Origin of the sequence: Streptomyces sp. NRRL F-5126, from assembly GCF_000721265.1 — a bacterium.
Lineage (GTDB): Bacteria > Actinomycetota > Actinomycetes > Streptomycetales > Streptomycetaceae > Streptomyces.
In genome coordinates this window covers 671,398-689,708 of the sequence record NZ_JOFZ01000001.1, presented here as the reverse complement: position 1 = coordinate 689,708, position 18,311 = coordinate 671,398, and the positions used below count along the sequence as shown (strand labels likewise).

Genomic DNA, 18,311 nt, shown 5'->3' with positions numbered 1-18,311 from the left:
GTGGGGCCCGCGGCTGCCGCGCGGGCGGCGGGGCGCCCGGCGGCGCCCTGTTGTGGCGGCCCGGCGCGTCCGACACCCGGACGCCGCGGCCGGTCCGCCGCGTCGACCGGATGGCCAAGTGCCCACGCGGCGAGGATGATCCCCCTATGGACATCCGCCTGTCCTCGGCCAAGGGCCGCTGGGTCGTTCTCACGACCGTCCTCGGCTCCAGCATGGCCCTGCTGGACTCCACCGTCGTCAACGTCGCGCTGCCCCACATCGGCGACGACCTGCACGCGAAGCTCGGCGCACTGCAGTGGATCGTCAACGCCTACACCGTCACCCTCGCCGGGCTGATCCTGCTCGGCGGATCGCTCGGCGACCGCTACGGGCGCCGCGCCGTGTTCGTGACGGGCGTCGTCTGGTTCGCGCTCGGCTCGCTGATGTGCGGGCTCGCCCCCAACGCGGGCGTCCTCATCGCCGCGCGCGCCCTCCAGGGCATCGGCGGCGCCCTGCTGACACCGGGGTCGCTCGCGATCATCCAGGCGAGCTTCCATCCCGACGACCGTTCGCGCGCCGTCGGGATCTGGTCGGGGCTCGGCGGCGTCGGCGCGGCCGTCGGTCCTTTCGTCGGCGGCTGGCTGGTTGACGGGCCCGGCTGGCGCTGGGTGTTCCTGATCAACCTGCCGCTCGCCGCGGTGTGCGTGCCGGTGGCGCTGCGCCACGTCCCCGAGTCGCGGGACTCGGCGCACCACGGCCGCTTCGACGGGCTCGGCGCCGCGCTCGGCGCGGCGGCGCTCGCGCTCGTGACGTACGCGCTGATCGCGAAGGACTGGTGGGCGGGGGCCGCGGGCCTGGTGGCGGGCGCCGTGTTCGTCCTCGTCGAGAAGCGGCGCCGCGACCCGATGCTGCCGCTGTCGATCTTCTCCTCGCGCCAGTTCACGACCGTCAACCTGGTCACGCTGTGCGTGTACGCGGCCTTCGGCGGGTTCTTCTTCCTGTCCGCGCTCCAGCTGCAGGTCGTCGCGGGCTACTCGGCGCTCGCCGCCGGCACGGCGCTGCTGCCCACGACGGTGCTGATGCTGCTGTTCTCCGCGCGCTCGGGGCAGCTCGCGGAGCGGATCGGCCCGCGCATCCCGCTGACCGTCGGGCCGCTGCTGTGTGCGTGCGGGATGCTGCTGATGACGCGGGCGGGCCCGCACTCCTCGTACCTGCCCGACGTGCTGCCCGCGCTGCTGGTGCAGGGCGCCGGGATGGTGACGCTGGTGGCCCCGCTGACGTCCACGGTGCTGTCCTCCGTCGACACCGGACGCGCGGGGCTGGCCAGCGGCGTGAACAACGCGGCAGCGCGGGCCGCGGGGCTCATCGCGGTGGCCGCGCTGCCGCTGCTCGCCGGCATGGGCCCGGAGGCGTACCGCTCGGCGTCGGCGTTCGACCACGCCTTCGGCCGGGCGATGCCGATGTGCGCGGGCATCCTGCTGGTGGGTTCCGTGATCGCGTTCCTCACCGTCAGGACGGCCGGCACGGTCGCGGAGGAGCCGGCGGGCGCGGCGGGCGGGGAGCCGCCCGCGCACCCCGAGTGCAAGATCAACTGCGGGGTGTCCGCGCCCCCGCTCGAACCCGACCGTGGCGTTTCGGCCCCGCCTCCCGCCCGGGGCGATCCGCCGCCCGCGCAAGGCAGACTGTAGGTATGGCGATCCACGAGAACCTGCTGGGGGAAACTCCCCCCACCCATCTGCCCGACAGCCCCGAGCCGCGCGAACTGCTGGCCTCGGGCGTGTCACCCGCCGATGTGGCGGCGAAGTACCCGACGTCCTCGCTGGCCTGGGCCCTGCTCGCCGACGACGCGTGGACGGGCGGACGCGTCGTCGAGTCGTACGCGTACGCGCGCACCGGGTACCACCGGGGCCTCGACTCGCTGCGGCGCGCGGGCTGGAAGGGTCACGGCCCCGTGCCGTGGGAGCACGAGCCGAACAGGGGCTTCCTGCGAGCGCTGCACGCGCTGGCGCGTGCGGCACAGGAGATCGGCGAGGACGACGAGTACGAGCGGTGCGCGACGTTCCTGCGCGACTCGTCGCCGACGGCGGCGGACACGCTGGGCTGACGGCCGCGGACCGGCGACGGCGACCCCGGGCGTCGTCCCCGGGACGCTTCGGGGCCACCTGGTGGTGGCTCGACGCCGCACGGATGCCGCTGGGCCGGGCGAGCGTGCGGGTCCCGTGCCGCCCGGCCGCCGTACCACGGCGCCGCCGTCCCGCGGCGCCGCTGCCGCAGCCAGGGCGGCCGGGCGGGGCCGTGCGACCGGGCCGGCGGCCGGTCGAGCGCCGACCCGGCGGCGCCCCGACGCCGACCCGCAGTCGCCGGGTACCCGGCGCGCGTGCGGCCCCGGCGGACGCGCCGGACCGGGCGTGCGTGCGGGATACGACGGACGCGGGCGCTCGGCCCCCCGTGTCCGGCAGGCTCCGGCTCCCCGCCGCACGCTGAGGGCGGCCCGGCGGCCGGGCGGGGCCGTGTGACCGGGCCGGCGGCCGGTCGAGCGCCGACCCGGCGGCGCTCCGACGCCGACCCGCAGTCGCCGGGTGCCCGGCGAGCTTGCGGCCCCGGCGGACGCGCCGGACCGGGCGTGCGTGCGGGGTACGACGGACGCGGGCGCTCGGCCCCCCGTGTTCGGCAGGCTCCGGCTCCCCGCCGCACGCTGAGGGCGGCCCGGCGGCCCGGGCAGCCCCGCCCGTACCGGGCGGACCCGCGGTCGTGCCGTTATGCTGCCGCTGAGGGGACCGGGGCTCCGAGACCAGTCGTCAGGGAAGGGGCGGACCGCTACCCGGGAGATGCATACGGAGACAGCGATGTCCGAGGATCCCGAGACCCCGAATCTCGACTTCGCGGGGACGACCCCGTACGAGGACTACGTCAAGGCCGACGTCCTCACCCACGCACAGCACCTCTTGTCCGACGACCCGGGCGAGATGGTCTTCCTCGTCACGACCCAGGTCATGGAGCTGTGGTTCACCGCACTCGTGCACGAGTGGGAGACCGCTTCCCGCGCCCTGCGCGAGGACCGCGTGCCCGACGCGATGGACGCGCTCAAGCGGTCCGTGCGGGAGCTGGCGGCGCTGAACGCTTCCTGGCGGCCGCTCGCGCAGCTCACGCCCGTGCAGTTCAACTCCTACCGCTCGGCGCTCGGCGAGGGCTCGGGATTCCAGTCCGCGATGTACCGGCGCATGGAGTTCCTGCTCGGTGACAAGTCCGCGTCGATGCTCGTGCCGCACACCGGCGCCCCGCGCGTCCACGCCGAACTGGAGAAGGCGCTCGCGCAGCCGAGCCTCTACGACGAGGTGCTGCGGCTGCTGGCCCGGCGCGGGCTGCCGGTGCCGCGCGAGGTGCTGGAGCGCGACTTCACCCGCAGGTACGAGCCGGTCGCGGCGGTGGAGGAGGTGTGGGCCGCGGTGTACGCCGAGCCCGACCAGCAGGCGGAGCTCGTACGCCTCGGAGAGGCCCTGACGGACGTCGCCGAGCTGGTGTCGCGATGGCGGGGCGACCACCTCGTGGCCACGCGCCGCGCGATGGGCTCCAAGGCGGGTACGGGCGGCTCCGCCGGTGTGGCGTGGCTGGAGAAGCGCGCGGCGCAGCCCGTCTTCCCCGAGCTGTGGACGGCGCGTGGCCGTGTCTGAGCGCACAGAAGCGGCCCCGGCCGGCGACCGCGCGGCCGACCACGACCGTGCGGCCGACCGCGACCGTGCGGCCGACCGCGACCGTGCGGCCGACCGCGACCGCGACCGCGCGGCCCTCGCCGAGCGGGCCGCGCGGCTCGACGCGTCCGACCCGCTCGCCGCCGTGCGCGGCCTGTTCACGCCCCCCGGCGACGGCGGAGCCGTGTACCTGGACGGCAATTCGCTGGGCGCCCTGCCCGCCCACCTGCCCGCGCGCTTGCAGGACGTGATCACGCGCCAGTGGGGCGGCCTCGGGATCAGGTCGTGGGGCGAGAGCGGCTGGTGGACCGCGCCCGAGCGCGTTGGCGACCGGATCGCGCCGCTCGTCGGCGCCGCACACGGCACCGTCGTCGTCTCCGACTCGACCAGCGTCAACGTCTTCAAGGCGCTCGTCGCGGGGACGCGGCTCGTCGCGGACGACCGCGACGAGATCGTGGTCGACGCGACGACGTTCCCCACCGACGGGTACATCGCCGAGTCCGCCGCCCGCCTCACCGGCAAGCGGCTCGTGCCCGTCGACCCGGCCGACGTGCCCGGCGCGGTGGGGCCGCGCACGGCCGTCGCCCTCGTCAACCACGTCGACTTCCGCACCGGGCGCCTGCACGACCTGCCCGGCATCACCGCGGCCGTGCACGAGGCGGGCGCGATCGCCGCGTGGGACCTGTGCCACAGCGCGGGCGCGCTGCCCGTCGGCCTTGCCGAGCACGGCGTGGACCTCGCCTTCGGCTGCACGTACAAGTTCCTCAACGGCGGCCCTGGCGCCCCGGCCTTCCTGTACGTCGCCGAGCGCCACCAGGGCCGGTTCGACTCCCCGCTGCCGGGCTGGAACTCGCACGCGGACCCGTTCGCGATGTCGTCCGCGTACGCCGCGGGCGAGGGCGCCGTACGCGGCCGGGTCGGCACCCCCGACATCCTGTCGCTGCTCGCCGTCGACGCGGCGCTCGACGTGTGGGACCACGAGGCCGTCACCGTCGGCGCCGTACGGGCCAAGAGCCTGGCGCTGACGGACTTCTTCCTCGACTGCGTGGCCGCGTACGCGCCGCCCGGCCGGGTCGCCCCGCTGACGCCCGCCGCGCACGCGGAACGAGGCAGCCAGGTCGCCCTGCGGTGCGCGCGGGCGCCCGAGGTGATGGAAGCGCTCATGGCCCGCGGCGTGGTCGGTGACCTGCGCAGACCCGACATCCTGCGGTTCGGCTTCACGCCCCTGTACGTGGGGTTCGCGGACGCGGAGCGCGCGGCGCGCGTGCTGGCAGGCGTGCTGGCGGAAGTGGCCGCCTGACGGCCGGCGGGGGCGGGGAAGCCACGGGCGTGCGCGGGCCCCGCGCACGCGGAGTGATCAAGGGCCCGATGTGCTGGTAGCGTCCCCGCAGGTCGGGTCAATTCCGCCCTCGCATCGAAAGGTTGGACGAGCATGCCGGACGCCGCCGCGCACGGACCCGTGAACGACTGCCGCAGTGGCGGGACGCGTGAGGCGGGCCGTGACGCCGGACGCGACGCCGGACGCGACGAAGCCGAGCACGACTCGCTGTTCTCGCACCCCGCCGTGGCGCCCGACGTCACCTCCGCGTACGGCGAACACCCCGATCAGGTGGTCGACTTCTACGCCCCGAGGGCGGACGGCGCGGCGGGCGCGCCGCTGGTCGTCCTCCTGCACGGCGGCGCCTACCGCGAGCGCGTGGACCGCGCGCACCTCTCGCCGTTCGCCGGCTTCCTGGCGCGGCGGGGGTTCGCGGTGGCGAGCGTCGAGTACCGGCGTGGGCCCGGTGCGCCGCCCGAGGGAGACGGCGCACCGCGCCAGGACGACGGCACGCCGCCCGCGGGCCGCTGGCCCGAGACGTTCGACGACGTGGCGGCCGCGCTCGACGCCCTCCCCGCGCTGGCCGGCGAGGCGCTGCCCCGGGCGGACCTGCGCCGCACGGTGCTGGCCGGCCACTCGGCGGGCGGTCAGCTCGCGCTGTGGGCCGCCGCACGGCACGTGCTGCCGCACGGCTCCCCGTGGCGGCTCGCGACGCCGCCGCAGCTGCGCGGCGTGGTGGCGCTCGGCCCGCTCGCGGACCTCGGCCTCGCGGCCGAGCTGGCGGTGTGCCACGGGGCGGTCAAGCAACTGCTGGGCGCGGGCGAGGAGTTCAAGCGGCGCCAGGAGATGGTCGACCCGGCGCTCCTGCTGCCGACCGGCATCGCGACCACCGTCGTCCAGGGCCGCGAGGACACCACCGTGCCGTACGTGGTCGCCGAGTCGTTCGTGGACGCGGCGTCGCGCGCGGGCGAGACGGTGGGACTCACACTGCTCGAAGGCGTCGGGCACTTCCCGCCGGTGGACCCGGCGGCGGACGCGTGCGCGGTGGCGGCGGAGGAGATCGCGCAACTCGCCTGGTGAGGGGTGCGCCCGCCGCGGCCGTACGCCTTGGTGCGCCTTGGTGCGCCTCCGTACGCCGCTGGGCGCGCGCGTAGTACCTGCGACGGACCCCGCAGGATCAGCATCGCTGCGGACTCCGTGCGGGCATGCGCACCCTACCGTTGCGGTGTGACCGAAACTGCCAGGAACACCCGAAGCGGGCCCGGGGCCGGGGGCTCGAACGCGTCCGAGAGCCCCGAGATGCGCGTGGCCCGCGGACTGGTCGACGGATTGCGCGAGGACCTGTTCACCGACGTCTTCGCCTACCGGCCGCTGCGCCCGCTGCGCCTCGACGGTCCTGTGTCGCGCCACGTGCCGCGCTCGCTGCGCGGCTACGCCGTGTGGACACCGCACGCCCTCGTCCTGTTCGCCGCCCTCGTCGTCCTGCTGATAGGCATGGCCGGCAGCGGCCCGCTGCGCGTGGTGACGGCGCTGCTGCCGGCCGTCGCGGTGTGCCTCACGCTGGTGCGGCCGACGCTGGCCTGGTGGGTCTCGGTCGCCGAGACGCTGGTGTTCGGCCTGGCCGGCGCCGGCACGTACGGGATGGACACCTTCCTGGCGAGCGCGCTCGCCGGCCACCTGGTCGTCATGACGGTGGTCGCCGCACGCACCCGGCCGCGCACCGCCCTGTGGATGTGGGGGCTGACGGCGGCCTACGGGATGCTCTCCTCCGCCGTCACCGGGTACTACGGCGGGATGGGCCCCATCCTGGTGCTGTCGGCGATGGCGCTGCTCGCGGTCGCGGTCGTGCAGGTACGGGCGTCCGCGCGCCACGAGGTGGCCGTGCAGCAGGGCGTGACGGCGGTGGAGCGCGGCCGGCGGACGCTGCTGGAGGAGCGCACGAACATCGCACGCGAGCTGCACGACGTGGTGGCGCACCACATGTCGGTGGTGGCGATCCAGGCGGAGGCCGCTCCCTATCGTGTGGAGAACCCGCCGCCCGAGCTCGAACAGGCGTTCGTGACGATACGGGAGAACGCGGTCGCCGCGCTGACCGAGCTGCGCCGGGTCCTCGGCGTCGTACGCGCGGCCGACTACCAGGCCCCGGACGCGCCCCAGCCGACGCTCGCGGACCTCGACGGCCTGCTGGCGAACGTGCGGGAGGCGGGCCTCGACGTGGAGAAGGCCGTCACCGGCGCGGTGCGCACGCTGCCGCAGGGCGTCGAGCTGTCGGCCTACCGGATCGTGCAGGAGGCGCTGAGCAACGCGCTGCGGCACGCGCCCGGGTCGACGGCCAGGGTGGAGATCGGGTACGTGCTCGGCGGGCTCGGCCTGCGGGTGGTGAACACGGCCCCGCAGGGCCTCGTGAAGCCGTCGCCCGGCGCGGGCCACGGGCTGACGGGGATGCGGGAGCGGGTCGCGATGCTGGACGGCGAGATGTCGACGGGCGGCACGCAGGACGGCGGCTACGAGGTGGCGGCGTTCCTGCCGGTGCCCGCGCGGGACGGGGCGGGGGAGTGACGATCCGCGTGGTCGTCGCGGACGACCAGATGATGGTCCGCGAGGGCTTCTCCGTGCTGCTGGGCGCCATGCCGGACATCGAGGTCGTCGGCGAGGCGGTGGACGGCCGCGAGGCGGTCGCGCGCGTGGCCGAACTGCGCCCGGACGTGGTCCTGATGGACATCCGCATGCCGGAGATGAACGGCATCGACGCGACGCGCGAGATCGTCGCGTCGGACGCGGACGCCAAGGTGCTCGTCCTGACGACGTTCGATCTGGACGAGTACGTCTACCAGGCGCTGCGCGCCGGCGCCTCCGGGTTCCTGCTGAAGGACGCGTCGGCCAGGCAGCTCGCGGACGCCGTCAAGGTGGTCGCGGCCGGCGAGGCGCTGCTCGCGCCGTCCGTGACCAGGCGGCTGATCACGGAGTTCGCCAAGCTCGCGAACACCCCGCGCGCCCCGACGGCGGCCCGCGTGGGCGACCTGACGGAGCGGGAGACGGAGGTCCTGGTCCTGATCGCGCAGGGCCTGTCGAACGGCGAGATCGCCGGGCACCTGGTGGTGGCGGAGTCCACGATCAAGACGCACGTGAGCCGGATCCTGGTGAAGCTGGGCCTGCGCGACAGGACACAGGCGGCGGTCTTCGCGTACGAGGCGAGGCTGGTCACCCCGGGCTGACGCCCCGTGCGCCCTAGCGGGCGCGCGGCCACTCGTACGAGTGATCGACGGGCATATGCCGGACGGGGGCATGGTGGGGGCGTCAGGCTGGTGCCCGTCTGACAGGAGGTGCACGATGACGGTCATGGCAGACCGGAGGCCGCAGATGGGCGTGGACGAGTTCGAGAGGATCGCCGCGTTCGCCGCCGCCGAAACCGAGACCGTCAGACTCGAATTCATCGACGGACGGGTCGGGGTGAAGGGCATGCCGGACGGCGACCACGGTGAGATCCTTCTGTGGCTGCAGACGGTATGCATGCAGCACCGGCCGGACCTCGGGCTCTACGTGGAGCAGGGGCTGCGGGTCGAGAGGTATCGCAAGGGGCGCGCACGGCCCGACGGCTGCTTCGCGCCGCGCGGCAGTTTCTCGGGACAGGGCGAGTGGGGCGACCCGTCGGGGGTGCTCATGACCGTCGAGGTGACGTCGTTCGACTCCGACACCGACGACCGGGACCGCAAGGAGAAGCCGCGCGCCTATGCGGGCGCCGGGATCCCGGCCCACCTGCTGGTCGACCGCGACGCGTGCACGGTCACCGTGTACAGCGACCCGCGCCCCGACGGCGACGGCTACCGGGAGACGCATACGGTGGCGTTCGGCATGCGTGTCCGGCTGCCCGACCCCGTGGGTATCGACCTGGACACCGAGGAGCTCAAGAACTACGTCCGCTGAGCCTCCCGACGGCGGCCCGGATCAGCGGTCCGCCGGGCTCACCACGCCGCCGCGTCCCCGCCCGGGCGGGCCGGGAGCGTGAGGCTCCAGGCCGCCGGGTGCAGCGTCCAGGTGCGGGTCCTGACCGGGCCCGCCACCCGCCCGTCCGCGTAGTAGCGGAAGTCCGGGCCCGAGATCGTCACCGTGCACGCCGTCGCCCGCACCGGCTCGCCGCCGTCCGGCAGCCGGACGGCGACCTCCGCGCGCCCGTCCCCCGGCGCGCTCACCGCGACGCCCGCCACCGGCCTGTCCAGGTCGCTGAGCAGCACACCGTCGGCCTCGACCCGCAGCCGGTGCGTCACCGGCGGCCCCGACGCCACCGCAGCGGGGTGCACGAGGCCGCGGACGACCGAGCGGCACGCGTCCCACACCGCGCCGCCGGGGCGCACGCCCGTGCGGCGCGACCCCGCGTCCGTACGGACGGGCGCACGGCCGGTCCCTCGGCCTGGCGCCGGGACGCGCAGGTCGCCGAGTACGACGCCGTCGCTGTCGTCCACCAGCAGGTCCATCGGGCGCGCGACCCCGTCGAGCACCGCGCGCGCCGCGGCCACCGTGCCCGCCGGCACGCCGAGCGCGCACGCGAGCGCCAGCTCGCCCGCCGTGCCCACCGGCACGAGCGACAGCGGCTCCGCCGTGAGCTCGCGCTCCCGCTGCAGCAGGGCGACGGTGCGCAGCAGCGCGGCGTCGTCGCCCACCACCACGGGCCGCCGGTGGCCGCGCCGCACGAGGGCCCGGTCGAACTCCTCCGGCGTCTCGGGCAGGCAGATCTTGGCCGGCGCGCCCGCACACAGCACGTCTTTCGCGATGCGGACGGATTCGCCGTCGCTTCTTCGCGCGAGCGGGTCGATGACCACCAGGAGCTGTTGTGGCTGCTGCCGTGTGCCGTGGGCGGCGAATTCCGGAGCCGACACCTCGGTCCTTCCTCGGGTAGCATCTTTGTGCAAGAGCCCCTTGCGCTATTGCGCCAGGGGCTTCGTCTATTCCGGGGCAACCGGTTCGACGGTTCGGGCTGTGCCGCACGCCGCCCCCTGACCTTGGACATGCCCCGCCCGGAAGGGGTGTACGCCTGTGCCCGCACTTGTGCTGCTCGGTGCTCAGTGGGGTGACGAGGGCAAGGGGAAGGCCACCGACCTGCTCGGCGGCTCCGTCGACTACGTCGTCCGCTACCAGGGCGGCAACAACGCCGGCCACACGGTCGTCGTCGGCGACCAGAAATACGCGCTGCATCTCCTCCCGTCCGGCATCCTCTCGCCGGGCTGCGTCCCCGTCATCGGCAACGGCGTCGTCATCGACCCGGCCGTCCTGTTCTCCGAGCTGAGCGCGCTGGGCGAGCGCGGTGTCGACACGTCCAAGCTGCTGGTCAGCGGGAACGCGCACCTGATCACCCCGTACCACACCACGATGGACAAGGTGACGGAACGCTTCCTCGGCTCCCGCCGCATCGGCACCACGGGCCGCGGCATCGGCCCGGCGTACGCGGACAAGATCAACCGCGTCGGCATCCGCGTCCAGGACCTGTACGACGAGTCGATCCTGACGCAGAAGGTCGAGGCGGCCCTGGACTTCAAGAACCAGCTCCTCGCGAAGCTCTACAACCGCCGCGCCATAGAGGCGGGGCGGATCGTGGAGGAACTGCTGAAGTACGCCGCCGAACTGCGGCCGTACGTCGCCGACACCACCCTCGTGCTCAACCGTGCCGTCGACGAGGGCAAGGTCGTGCTCTTCGAGGGCGGGCAGGGCACGCTGCTCGACATCGACCACGGCACCTACCCCTTCGTCACGTCCTCCAACGCGACGGCGGGCGGCGCCTGCACCGGCTCGGGCGTGGGTCCGACGAAGATCGACCGGGTCATCGGCATCCTCAAGGCATACACCACCCGCGTCGGGTCGGGACCCTTCCCGACGGAGCTGTTCGACGACGACGGCGAGGCGCTGCGCCGCATCGGCGGCGAGCGCGGCGTGACGACGGGCCGCGACCGGCGCTGCGGCTGGTTCGACGCGGTCATCGCGCGCTACGCGACGCGCGTCAACGGCCTCACGGACTTCTTCCTGACGAAGCTCGACGTGCTGACGGGCTGGGAGCGCGTGCCGGTGTGCGTCGCGTACGAGATCGACGGCAAGCGCGTCGAGGAACTGCCGTACAACCAGAGCGACTTCCACCACGCGAAGCCGGTGTACGAGTACCTGCCGGGGTGGTCGGAGGACATCACGAAGGCGAAGACGTTCGCCGACCTGCCGAAGAACGCGCAGGGCTACGTGAAGGCGCTTGAGGAGATGTCGGGCGCGCCGATCTCGGCGATCGGCGTGGGCCCCGGGCGCACGGAGACGATCGAGATCAACTCGTTCATCTGAGGCGAGCGGCACGCGGTACGCGGTCCGGTACGCGGTACACGGTCCGGTGCGTGCTCAGCCGCTCGCTCAGGCCGCGTAGGAATACGCCGGGTACGTGAGGTATCCGGCGTCGCCGCCCTGGTAGTACGTCGCCTCGTCGGCCGGCGCGATCGGCAGCCCGCCGCGCAGCCGCTCGACGAGGTCGGGGTTGGCGATGAAGGCGCGGCCGAAGCTCACGAGGTCGGCGCCGAGCCCGAGCCAGCGGTCCGCGTCGTCCCTGCCGGTCTGCTTGGCGCCCATGGGGAGCGTCGGGTTGACGACGAGCGTGCCGGGCCAGACGCGGCGCAGGGCGGTCAGCACGTCCTCGTCCGCGGTGGCCTCCAGGTGGACGTAGGCGGGTTCGAGCCGCGCCAGCTCCGTCAGCAGGGCGGTGTACAGCTCGGGCACGTCGCTCTCGCGCACGCCCCAGAACGTGGCACCCGGCGAGAGCCGGATGCCGGTACGCGCGGCGCCGATCGCGTCGACGGTCGCGGCCATCGCCTCGACGGCGAACCGGATGCGCCCGGCCACGGAGCCGCCGTAGCCGTCCGTGCGCAGGTTGGCGTTGGACGACAGGAACTGCGAGATCAGGTAGCCGTTGGCGCCGTGCAGCTCCACCCCGTCGAACCCCGCGTCGATCGCGCGGCGGGCCGCCTCGGCGTACGAGCGCGCCTGGACGGGCACCTCGGCGGCGTCAAGCGCACGCGGCGGCGGCGCGGGCTGCGGGCCGCTCGGGGTGAACACGTCGCCGACTGCGGTGACCTCGGAGGGGCCGACGGGCCGCAGCCCGGTCGTCTCGTGGTGCGAGACCCGCCCGCCGTGCATGATCTGCGCGAAGATCCGCCCGCCGGACGCGTGCACGGCGCCGGTCACCGGGCGCCAGGAGGCGACCTGCTCGTCCGTGTGCAGCCCCGGCGTGCCGGGGTTGGACTGGCCGACGACGTTGGGCTGCACGCCCTCGCTGACGATCAGCCCCGCCGTGGCGCGCTGCGCGTAGTACGCGGCCATGGACGGCGTCGCGAGACCGCCCGCGGCGGCGCGGACCCGGGTCATGGGGGCCATCACCACGCGGTTGGGCAGGGCGAGGCCGCCGAGCCGGTAGCTGTCGAAAAGGGACGTCATGTCGAGTTCCTCCGCCGTAGCCGACGTGCCCGTTTCCCGGACACGTCGGCTAACGTAGAACCTGACATTGACGTCAGAGGCAAGCATCTGTGGTGCGGATCACGGCAAGCGGATCAGGGAGACGGCATGCGAATCGGGGAGCTGGCGGCGCGTGCGGGGGTCAGCGTCCGCTCGGTGCGGTACTACGAGGAGCAGGGCCTCCTCGCGAGCAGGCGCAGTGCGGGTGGCCAGCGCCAGTACACGGAGGACCAGGTCGGGCGGATCGAGTTCATCCAGAGCCTGTACGCGGCGGGCGTGTCCAGCCGGACGATCTTCGACCTGCTGCCGTGCGCCGACGAGCCCAGCGAGAAGAACTCCGACGCGGCGCTTGAGCGCATGACGCAAGAGCGCGACCGCCTGACGGCGCACATCGCTGACCTGATGCGCACCCGGGACGCCCTCGACGCCCTCGTGGCCACGGCCCGCGCTTACCGCGAGACGCTGCGGGAGGCGGCGGCGGTCGCGGGCTGAGCACGCCATCAGCCGGTGAGATCGAGCACGCGCACCGTATGTCCGGTCCACCTGGCGGGCCGGGTCGTCGCGATCACCGCGCCATCGGGCCGCTCGGCCGTGGGGCGTGCGATGTGCTGAGCGTGCGGCAGCGCCCAGCCACGCGCCTCATCGGCGGCTACGCCGAGAGCCCCTGCCAGATCGAGTTCGACGATCGTCACGGAGGGCAGGGCCGACAGGTGTTCGGCGGTACCGGGCCGCGCCCGGTCGGCCTCGACGAGGGCACAGACCGGCGCGTACAGATGCCAGCCCGCCTCGGCGTGAGCACGGTGGATGAGCCGCGAGGCGAGGACGTTGCCCTGACCGACGGCGACCATGGCGGTGTCGTCCAGGACGACGTGAAGCGGCTCGGTCACCGGCCGACCGCGTGCGCGATGCGCCGGTCGAGCTCGGCGTCCAGGGCCTGCTCCTCGTCCCGCGTGGGCGCGTAGCCGCTCCACTCGTGGAGCGCGGCGCGCGCCTGCTCGGCGCGCTGCTCGCGTTCGGCGGGAGTGAGGAGGCCCGCGGCGAGCCGGGCGAGATAGCCGCGCAGTGACAGACCCTCTGCCTCGGCGACCTCGGCAAGCCGGTCGCGCGCCTCTTCGGGGATGCGGACGTTCGCATCGGACATGTGGATACTCCTCTTCGCGGCGTCTTCGCTGCGCACTCATGGGGAGCGTACCGGGTACGGGTACGTACCCGTACCCACATGGCGCCGACGCGCTGTCGCCGGATTCGACGAGTCAGGATCTTCAATGAGTGACGGATTCTTCCTCTGGTACCGCACCACCTGGAGCACCCAGGAGGCGGCGGGGCTGCTGACCACGCTGGAAGCGTGCGGCCTGCGGACGGCGAACCCCGCTACCGGTCGCGTCAGCCTGATCACCAGCGGCCCCGACAGCTACGGCGAGCAGGTCTTCACCACGCGGGACGAACTCCTGCGGCGGATGGCGGACACGGCGACCGACGATGCCGGCGAGGCCAACTTCCAGCTGTGGGCGGACGCTGACGCCGACGTGTTCGCCCGCGTCCGCCGGCCGGCCGGCGGGGTGACATCGCTGGAGTTCGGCCTCGACGGCCTGGACACGGACCAGTTGGAGCACACGGTCGCCGCACTGGTGCGCGCGCTCGACGCCCAACGCGACAGCGCGCTGGGCTTCGTCATCGACCGCCTCGGCGTCAGCGAGGACGTCGACTGGGACGCCGTGCTGACGGGCGGCGCGGGCCGGGCCCACCCACTGCCCGACACGCTCGGCCTGCACCGCGCGTACGTCCCGCTGTACCCGGAGGTCGCGACGCCGGAGGCGAAGCCGGTCGAGTACGGCGACCTGCTTGTCTTCAACCTGAGGTAGACCGCCGTCGCCCGCCCCCGCCGCGCCGGTTCAGCGCGCCCAGCCGAGGAAGCCCGCCCAGGCGGCCGGGGCCACGGTGAACGTCCCGCCGTCGACGTTCTTCGAGTCGCGGACGTGCACCGCGTGCGGGCAGGCGGCGACCTCGACACACTGGCCGCCGCTGTCGTCGCTGTAGCTCGACTTGCGCCAGGCATAGGCCACTTCTACGCACTGGCCGCCGCTGCCACTGCTATAGCTGGACTTGAACCACCGCAGACTGCTGGTCATCGGTCTTCTCCCGCCAATCGTTCGATGAGAGCCAGCGACTCGTCCGGGCCGAGGGCCTGGGCACGGATTTTCGCATAGCGTTGAGCATACGTGCGGACCTTTGTCGCGTCCTTGATCAGCAAGCTCTCGTCCTGCGGTTCCAGATACGCCCACCTGTCGTCCTCAGGCGTCTCGACGAGCGTGAGCGAGCCGCGGTCACCTGCGTACTCGCCGCGCAGTCCCGCCGCAAGTGGCAGGACTTGGAGGGTCACGTTGCGCAACCGCCCGGTCTCGACAAGATGGCTCAACTGGCTCCGCATGATGTCCCGGCTGCCGATCTCCCGCCGCAACGCCGATTCGTCCACGATCATTTCGACCAGTGCGGTTGGTCGGCGGGAGAACAGCGCCTTCCTGGCCATCCGCGCTTCGACCAGCTCCTCCACCTTCCCGTCGGTGGGCGGCGGAAAGCTGCTTGCGATCAGTGCTGTGGCGTACTCGGCTGTCTGGAGCAGGCCGTTGATGAGATGCGTTTCGTAGACGAAGAGCGCGACCGCCCGCTGCTCCAACGGAGCGAAGTCCTTGAACTGGCGAGGGTACTTGTCCAGCCGAACGAACTCCCGTGCCTCGTCGAAGAGCCCGAGGCCGTCGCCCAGCACCCGCTCCAGCGCCTCCAGCATCTGGTCGCTCGCGGGCTGTGCACCCGTCTCCATGGCGCTGACCGCCGAGCCCGTGAAGCCGATCTCCTTGCCCAGTTCCTCTTGCGACAGCCCTTTTTGTTTGCGGAGGATTCGCGCGATGCGCGCGACATAGCGGGTTGTGGTTCCCGCCGTTTCCTTGTTCTCCGAACGTGCCATCTCTGCTCCTGCCTTTCCGTCTCAACCGGCCTCAACCGGTCAGCAATGGTCGCCGCCCGACTTTGAGGCACCTGTGGGGACGACAGTGCTGGTCAGGAGCGTTACTACCGTGTGCGTGGCACTATGGAAAACGGTAGCCAGAAGCCGCTTGGATGTCGCCATGAATCCAGAAACCCGTCAATTAAACGCGTGGATTCCGGCAAGGGGATACGCGCTTCGGAAGGCCGGTGTGCAATTCGACGCCGTGCGCGTCGACGCGGAGGACGGGCGGCGGCTCGCGGAGGTCATGGAATCTCTGACCGGGGGAGACCCCGGCCCCATCGTGCAGCAGGCCAACGGTGCGCGGAGCACGTACTTCTTCCTGCCCGTGCACACCACGCGGCGCCGGGTGTGGCCGCCCGGCATGACGGTGTTCAACGCGGCCAGCGCCGCGACGAGTTACGTGCCCGTCCCCGCCCTCAACGGGCACACGTGGCCGTTGACGTGGTTCGCGGAGCCCACAGCGCCGGGGAGGTTCGTGCACCCGCTGCTGCTGCGGCACGCGGCGCTGGACGTCCTCGGCAGGTCGGGCCGGCCTCCCGGCGCCGTCGCGTCAGAACGACTTCAGGAACCCCGTGTCGACGGCGAAGTCGGCGCCGATCGTACTGGCCGACCGTGGTGAGGCCAGCAGCAGGATGGTGTCAGCGACCTCCTGCGGGTCGATCAGGCGACCCGTCACCTGCCCCATCATCTCGGGGGCGAGGCTGTCCATGACGGTGTCACGGTCGGAGCCGGTCATCGCGGCGAAGATGTCCGCCGCTCCGCCCTGCTCGGTCCACCAGGCCGTCCGCACCGCGCCGGGGGAGACGGTGTTGATACGGATCCCCTGCGGTCCGAACTCCTCCGCGAGCGCCTTGGTCAGGTTGGACAGGCCCGCCTTCGCGGCCCCGTACTCGATGTTGACGCTCGCGGGCCGGCGCGCCATGACGGTGGAGACGTTGACGATCGAACCGCCGCCCCGCTCGATCATCCGGGGAATTGCCGCGCGGACCATACGGACCGACGAGAACAGGTTGAACTCGAAGATGGCCCGCCACTCGGCGTCGTCCCCGGCGAAGAAACCCGTGCGGGGCATGGCGATTCCCGGCGGCGGGCCACCGGCGTTGTTGACCAGGATGTCGAGCACACCGAAGTGCTCGATCGTGCGATCGACCACCTGGCCAGGCGCGTTCGCGTCCATCAAGTCGGCCGCGACGTGGAGGAGCCCGGAACCGTCGAGCTCTTTCAGCTCCGGTGACATCCGGCGGGAGACCGCCACCACCTTCGCGCCTTCCTCCAGCAATGAGCGGGCGACGGCCAGCCCGATGCCCTTGGAAGCGCCGGTGACAACGGCAACTCGGTCGGTGAGGTTCAGGTCCACGATGGTCCCTCTCTGGGAAATCGGGCGTATGCCTGTCTGCGTTCGTGGACCAGAGTGCTGAGTTCCCGGGTGCGGTGCTGGCGAGCTTCGGACGTCACGTTGTGAGAGCGGAGACGTGCATCGAGCGCATCCGAGCACGTCCGTGCCGCCGGATGCGTCAGAAGAAATGCAGGAGTTCCGGCAGGGAGGTGATGGACGGAACGTCCGTCACCGCCGAATCCCGGCACAGCGCACGTCCTGCGTAGCCGAGTCGGATGGCCGCGGCGACCAGGTCCGGATCGTCGTCGACGAACAGGCACTGAGCGGGCGTGAGGTTCAGCGCGGCGCCGGCGTGGGCGTACATGCGAGGATCCGGTTTGCGGCAGCCGAGGACCGCGGAGATCGCATACGCCTCGAAGAAGTGGCCGATTCCGAGTCCGGCGTGGAGATCGGGAAGGCCGGGCCAGGCGTCCGAGACCACGGCCATCCGCACCCCTCGCCGGCTCAGCTCCCGCAGGGTCTCCTTCACGTCCGGAAACGTCTCCAGGATCGCGGCCGGGGGGACTTCGCGGGTCAGGTCTGCGAGGAGTTGTGTGGTCGGCTCCACGCCGAGGTGGTGGAGCACGACCCGGTGGTAATCGTCGTAGTCGGGGGTGGACGCCGATGCGGCAAAGAAGTGGTCGCCCGCGCTGATGGCCGCCGCGAACTGTTCCGGTGTGATCGACGGGGTGTGGGCGAGGACGGTCTGCTCGAAGTCCGCTCGCGGGTTCCAGCGACCACCGATCGGCTGCATCAGCACGCCGCCCGAGTCGAAGAGGACTGCGCGGAGATCGTCGGGGGCCCTTCGCTGAGTTGTCATCCGGCCAGTCTGCGTGGACATGCCGATGGTCGATTACCTCCCCGGCGGGTACATGCACTCATCTTGAGGACCTCCCGCGGGAGGCCGAGGGAGCCCTTGGCAGCCGCGAAGCCGAGCCGTCCCGTGGCGCGTCAGCGCAAGCGGCCGAGATGGATGACGCTGACGCGCACCCGCCGGTCGCTGATCTCGTACATCACGCGGTAGCGCCCGACGTGGATCCGCAGTACTTCGTCGCTGCCGAAGGCGCCATTCGGACGCGGTTCGTCAGCGAGGCGATCGACGGCGGTAAACACCTGTCGCACGCCCGCGGGGTCCTCCTTTGCAAACCGCTCGGCTTGTGCGAGGGCCTCGGGCTCCCAGATGACCTCGTAGCTCACGCCTCATCCTCGCCGAAGATACGGCGGAATGCCTCGGCGTGCGGGATGCCAACGTTCTCGCCCCGGCTTTGGCGAGCACGGTAGCCGGCCAGCGCCCGCATCTCCTGTAGTTCGAGGGCGTCGGCCGGACTGACGAGTATGGCGACGGTCTGCCCATGGTCGGTGATGGCTGCCGGTTCGCGCGTGGCGCTGACCTCACGCGCGATGGCGCCCAGCCGGGCGCGGGCTTCCACGATCGAGTAAGTCGTCTGCGTCATGCTCACTACCTTACGGAAG

22 protein-coding genes are annotated in these 18,311 nt (G+C 72.6%); 12 read left to right on the top strand and 10 right to left on the bottom strand.

Going from position 1 to position 18,311, the window contains the following annotated elements; translation table 11 throughout:
• The first annotated feature begins 146 nt into the window (after positions 1 to 146).
• From IH48_RS0103150 to IH48_RS0103115, 8 genes are all read left to right on the top strand, one after another.
• On the top strand, positions 147 to 1,667 hold the full coding sequence (locus IH48_RS0103150) for an MFS transporter (RefSeq protein ID WP_051839011.1): 1,521 nt from the start codon (positions 147 to 149) through the stop codon (positions 1,665 to 1,667).
• Between the two features lie 2 nt (positions 1,668 to 1,669).
• Positions 1,670 to 2,083 (top strand): DUF3151 domain-containing protein, encoded by a 414-nt coding sequence (locus tag IH48_RS0103145; protein WP_030898714.1) that lies wholly within the window; start codon positions 1,670 to 1,672, stop codon positions 2,081 to 2,083.
• A gap of 742 nt (positions 2,084 to 2,825) precedes the next feature.
• The gene (locus tag IH48_RS0103140; RefSeq protein ID WP_030898712.1) at positions 2,826 to 3,650 is read left to right on the top strand and encodes a tryptophan 2,3-dioxygenase family protein; all 825 of its coding nucleotides are present in this window, start codon (positions 2,826 to 2,828) and stop codon (positions 3,648 to 3,650) included.
• Between the two features lie 163 nt (positions 3,651 to 3,813).
• Positions 3,814 to 4,968: a kynureninase gene (locus tag IH48_RS0103135; protein WP_051839126.1), complete on the top strand. Its 1,155-nt coding sequence runs from the start codon at positions 3,814 to 3,816 to the stop codon at positions 4,966 to 4,968.
• Between the two features lie 132 nt (positions 4,969 to 5,100).
• Positions 5,101 to 6,066, top strand: a complete 966-nt coding sequence (locus tag IH48_RS0103130; RefSeq protein WP_030898709.1) for an alpha/beta hydrolase family protein — start codon at positions 5,101 to 5,103, stop codon at positions 6,064 to 6,066.
• Between the two features lie 219 nt (positions 6,067 to 6,285).
• Positions 6,286 to 7,545: a sensor histidine kinase gene (locus IH48_RS0103125; protein ID WP_030898707.1), complete on the top strand. Its 1,260-nt coding sequence runs from the start codon at positions 6,286 to 6,288 to the stop codon at positions 7,543 to 7,545.
• A complete protein-coding gene (locus IH48_RS0103120; RefSeq protein WP_030898705.1) occupies positions 7,542 to 8,201 on the top strand; it encodes a response regulator in 660 nt (219 codons plus the stop codon). The genes IH48_RS0103125 and IH48_RS0103120 overlap by 4 nt, the downstream gene beginning before the upstream one ends.
• A 115-nt stretch (positions 8,202 to 8,316) precedes the next feature.
• Positions 8,317 to 8,910 (top strand): Uma2 family endonuclease, encoded by a 594-nt coding sequence (locus IH48_RS0103115; RefSeq protein ID WP_030898704.1) that lies wholly within the window; start codon positions 8,317 to 8,319, stop codon positions 8,908 to 8,910.
• A gap of 38 nt (positions 8,911 to 8,948) precedes the next feature.
• On the opposite strand, the gene IH48_RS0103110 is transcribed toward IH48_RS0103115, so the two are convergent.
• On the bottom strand, positions 8,949 to 9,860 hold the full coding sequence (locus IH48_RS0103110; protein ID WP_051839009.1) for a hypothetical protein: 912 nt from the start codon (positions 9,858 to 9,860) through the stop codon (positions 8,949 to 8,951).
• A 157-nt stretch (positions 9,861 to 10,017) separates the two neighbouring features.
• On the opposite strand from IH48_RS0103110, the gene IH48_RS0103105 reads away from it, so the two are divergent.
• Positions 10,018 to 11,301, top strand: a complete 1,284-nt coding sequence (locus tag IH48_RS0103105) for an adenylosuccinate synthase (protein WP_030898699.1) — start codon at positions 10,018 to 10,020, stop codon at positions 11,299 to 11,301.
• 66 nt (positions 11,302 to 11,367) lie between these two features.
• Here the strand turns inward: IH48_RS0103105 and IH48_RS0103100 are convergent, their stop codons facing one another.
• A complete protein-coding gene (locus IH48_RS0103100; protein ID WP_030898698.1) occupies positions 11,368 to 12,441 on the bottom strand; it encodes an alkene reductase in 1,074 nt (357 codons plus the stop codon).
• 126 nt (positions 12,442 to 12,567) lie between these two features.
• On the opposite strand from IH48_RS0103100, the gene IH48_RS0103095 reads away from it, so the two are divergent.
• A complete protein-coding gene (locus tag IH48_RS0103095; protein ID WP_030898695.1) occupies positions 12,568 to 12,951 on the top strand; it encodes a MerR family transcriptional regulator in 384 nt (127 codons plus the stop codon).
• Between the two features lie 8 nt (positions 12,952 to 12,959).
• Here IH48_RS0103095 and IH48_RS0103090 read toward each other — a convergent pair whose 3' ends face one another.
• A complete protein-coding gene (locus tag IH48_RS0103090; protein ID WP_030898694.1) occupies positions 12,960 to 13,346 on the bottom strand; it encodes a hypothetical protein in 387 nt (128 codons plus the stop codon).
• The gene (locus IH48_RS0103085; protein WP_030898691.1) at positions 13,343 to 13,600 is read right to left on the bottom strand and encodes an Arc family DNA-binding protein; all 258 of its coding nucleotides are present in this window, start codon (positions 13,598 to 13,600) and stop codon (positions 13,343 to 13,345) included. Before IH48_RS0103085 ends, IH48_RS0103090 begins: the two co-directional genes overlap by 4 nt.
• Positions 13,601 to 13,724: 124 nt before the next feature.
• Here IH48_RS0103085 and IH48_RS0103080 point away from each other — a divergent pair, with 124 nt between their 5' ends.
• Complete coding sequence (locus tag IH48_RS0103080; RefSeq protein WP_051839007.1) at positions 13,725 to 14,321, top strand: hypothetical protein; 597 nt, start codon at positions 13,725 to 13,727, stop codon at positions 14,319 to 14,321.
• Positions 14,322 to 14,351: 30 nt separating this feature from the next.
• On the opposite strand, the gene IH48_RS0103075 is transcribed toward IH48_RS0103080, so the two are convergent.
• Positions 14,352 to 14,588, bottom strand: a complete 237-nt coding sequence (locus IH48_RS0103075) for a DUF397 domain-containing protein (protein WP_030898687.1) — start codon at positions 14,586 to 14,588, stop codon at positions 14,352 to 14,354.
• Complete coding sequence (locus IH48_RS0103070) at positions 14,585 to 15,421, bottom strand: helix-turn-helix domain-containing protein (protein WP_030898684.1); 837 nt, start codon at positions 15,419 to 15,421, stop codon at positions 14,585 to 14,587. The genes IH48_RS0103075 and IH48_RS0103070 overlap by 4 nt, the downstream gene beginning before the upstream one ends.
• A 229-nt stretch (positions 15,422 to 15,650) precedes the next feature.
• Here IH48_RS0103070 and IH48_RS0103065 point away from each other — a divergent pair, with 229 nt between their 5' ends.
• Positions 15,651 to 16,082: a hypothetical protein gene (locus tag IH48_RS0103065; RefSeq protein ID WP_324604279.1), complete on the top strand. Its 432-nt coding sequence runs from the start codon at positions 15,651 to 15,653 to the stop codon at positions 16,080 to 16,082.
• On the opposite strand, the gene IH48_RS0103060 is transcribed toward IH48_RS0103065, so the two are convergent.
• From IH48_RS0103060 to IH48_RS0103045, 4 genes are all read right to left on the bottom strand, one after another.
• Positions 16,014 to 16,820: an SDR family NAD(P)-dependent oxidoreductase gene (locus IH48_RS0103060; protein WP_030898679.1), complete on the bottom strand. Its 807-nt coding sequence runs from the start codon at positions 16,818 to 16,820 to the stop codon at positions 16,014 to 16,016. The two genes, IH48_RS0103065 and IH48_RS0103060, sit on opposite strands and share 69 nt — an antisense overlap.
• A gap of 157 nt (positions 16,821 to 16,977) precedes the next feature.
• Positions 16,978 to 17,658, bottom strand: a complete 681-nt coding sequence (locus tag IH48_RS0103055; RefSeq protein ID WP_030898678.1) for an HAD family hydrolase — start codon at positions 17,656 to 17,658, stop codon at positions 16,978 to 16,980.
• A 131-nt stretch (positions 17,659 to 17,789) separates the two neighbouring features.
• Positions 17,790 to 18,035 carry a type II toxin-antitoxin system RelE family toxin gene (locus IH48_RS0103050; protein ID WP_030898677.1) on the bottom strand — a complete coding sequence of 82 codons (246 nt, stop codon included), beginning with the start codon at positions 18,033 to 18,035 and terminating at the stop codon, positions 17,790 to 17,792.
• Entirely contained in the window at positions 18,032 to 18,292 is a 261-nt protein-coding gene (locus IH48_RS0103045; protein WP_030898675.1) for a type II toxin-antitoxin system Phd/YefM family antitoxin, read from the bottom strand. Before IH48_RS0103045 ends, IH48_RS0103050 begins: the two co-directional genes overlap by 4 nt.
• Between the last annotated feature and the right edge of the window lie 19 nt (positions 18,293 to 18,311).

What these genes read in the sequence shown, in the direction of transcription:
- IH48_RS0103150 (WP_051839011.1), top strand. Translation starts at nt 147, where the DNA reads ATGGACATCCGCCTGTCCTCGGCCAAGGGCCGCTGGGTCGTTCTCACG.
- IH48_RS0103145 (WP_030898714.1), top strand. Translation starts at nt 1,670, where the DNA reads ATGGCGATCCACGAGAACCTGCTGGGGGAAACTCCCCCCACCCATCTG.
- IH48_RS0103140 (WP_030898712.1), top strand. Translation starts at nt 2,826, where the DNA reads ATGTCCGAGGATCCCGAGACCCCGAATCTCGACTTCGCGGGGACGACC.
- IH48_RS0103130 (WP_030898709.1), top strand. Translation starts at nt 5,101, where the DNA reads ATGCCGGACGCCGCCGCGCACGGACCCGTGAACGACTGCCGCAGTGGC.
- IH48_RS0103125 (WP_030898707.1), top strand. Translation starts at nt 6,286, where the DNA reads ATGCGCGTGGCCCGCGGACTGGTCGACGGATTGCGCGAGGACCTGTTC.
- IH48_RS0103115 (WP_030898704.1), top strand. Translation starts at nt 8,317, where the DNA reads ATGACGGTCATGGCAGACCGGAGGCCGCAGATGGGCGTGGACGAGTTC.
- IH48_RS0103100 (WP_030898698.1), bottom strand. Translation starts at nt 12,441, where the DNA reads ATGACGTCCCTTTTCGACAGCTACCGGCTCGGCGGCCTCGCCCTGCCC.
- IH48_RS0103095 (WP_030898695.1), top strand. Translation starts at nt 12,568, where the DNA reads ATGCGAATCGGGGAGCTGGCGGCGCGTGCGGGGGTCAGCGTCCGCTCG.
- IH48_RS0103085 (WP_030898691.1), bottom strand. Translation starts at nt 13,600, where the DNA reads ATGTCCGATGCGAACGTCCGCATCCCCGAAGAGGCGCGCGACCGGCTT.
- IH48_RS0103080 (WP_051839007.1), top strand. Translation starts at nt 13,725, where the DNA reads ATGAGTGACGGATTCTTCCTCTGGTACCGCACCACCTGGAGCACCCAG.
- IH48_RS0103075 (WP_030898687.1), bottom strand. Translation starts at nt 14,588, where the DNA reads ATGACCAGCAGTCTGCGGTGGTTCAAGTCCAGCTATAGCAGTGGCAGC.
- IH48_RS0103070 (WP_030898684.1), bottom strand. Translation starts at nt 15,421, where the DNA reads ATGGCACGTTCGGAGAACAAGGAAACGGCGGGAACCACAACCCGCTAT.
- IH48_RS0103055 (WP_030898678.1), bottom strand. Translation starts at nt 17,658, where the DNA reads ATGACAACTCAGCGAAGGGCCCCCGACGATCTCCGCGCAGTCCTCTTC.
- IH48_RS0103045 (WP_030898675.1), bottom strand. Translation starts at nt 18,292, where the DNA reads ATGACGCAGACGACTTACTCGATCGTGGAAGCCCGCGCCCGGCTGGGC.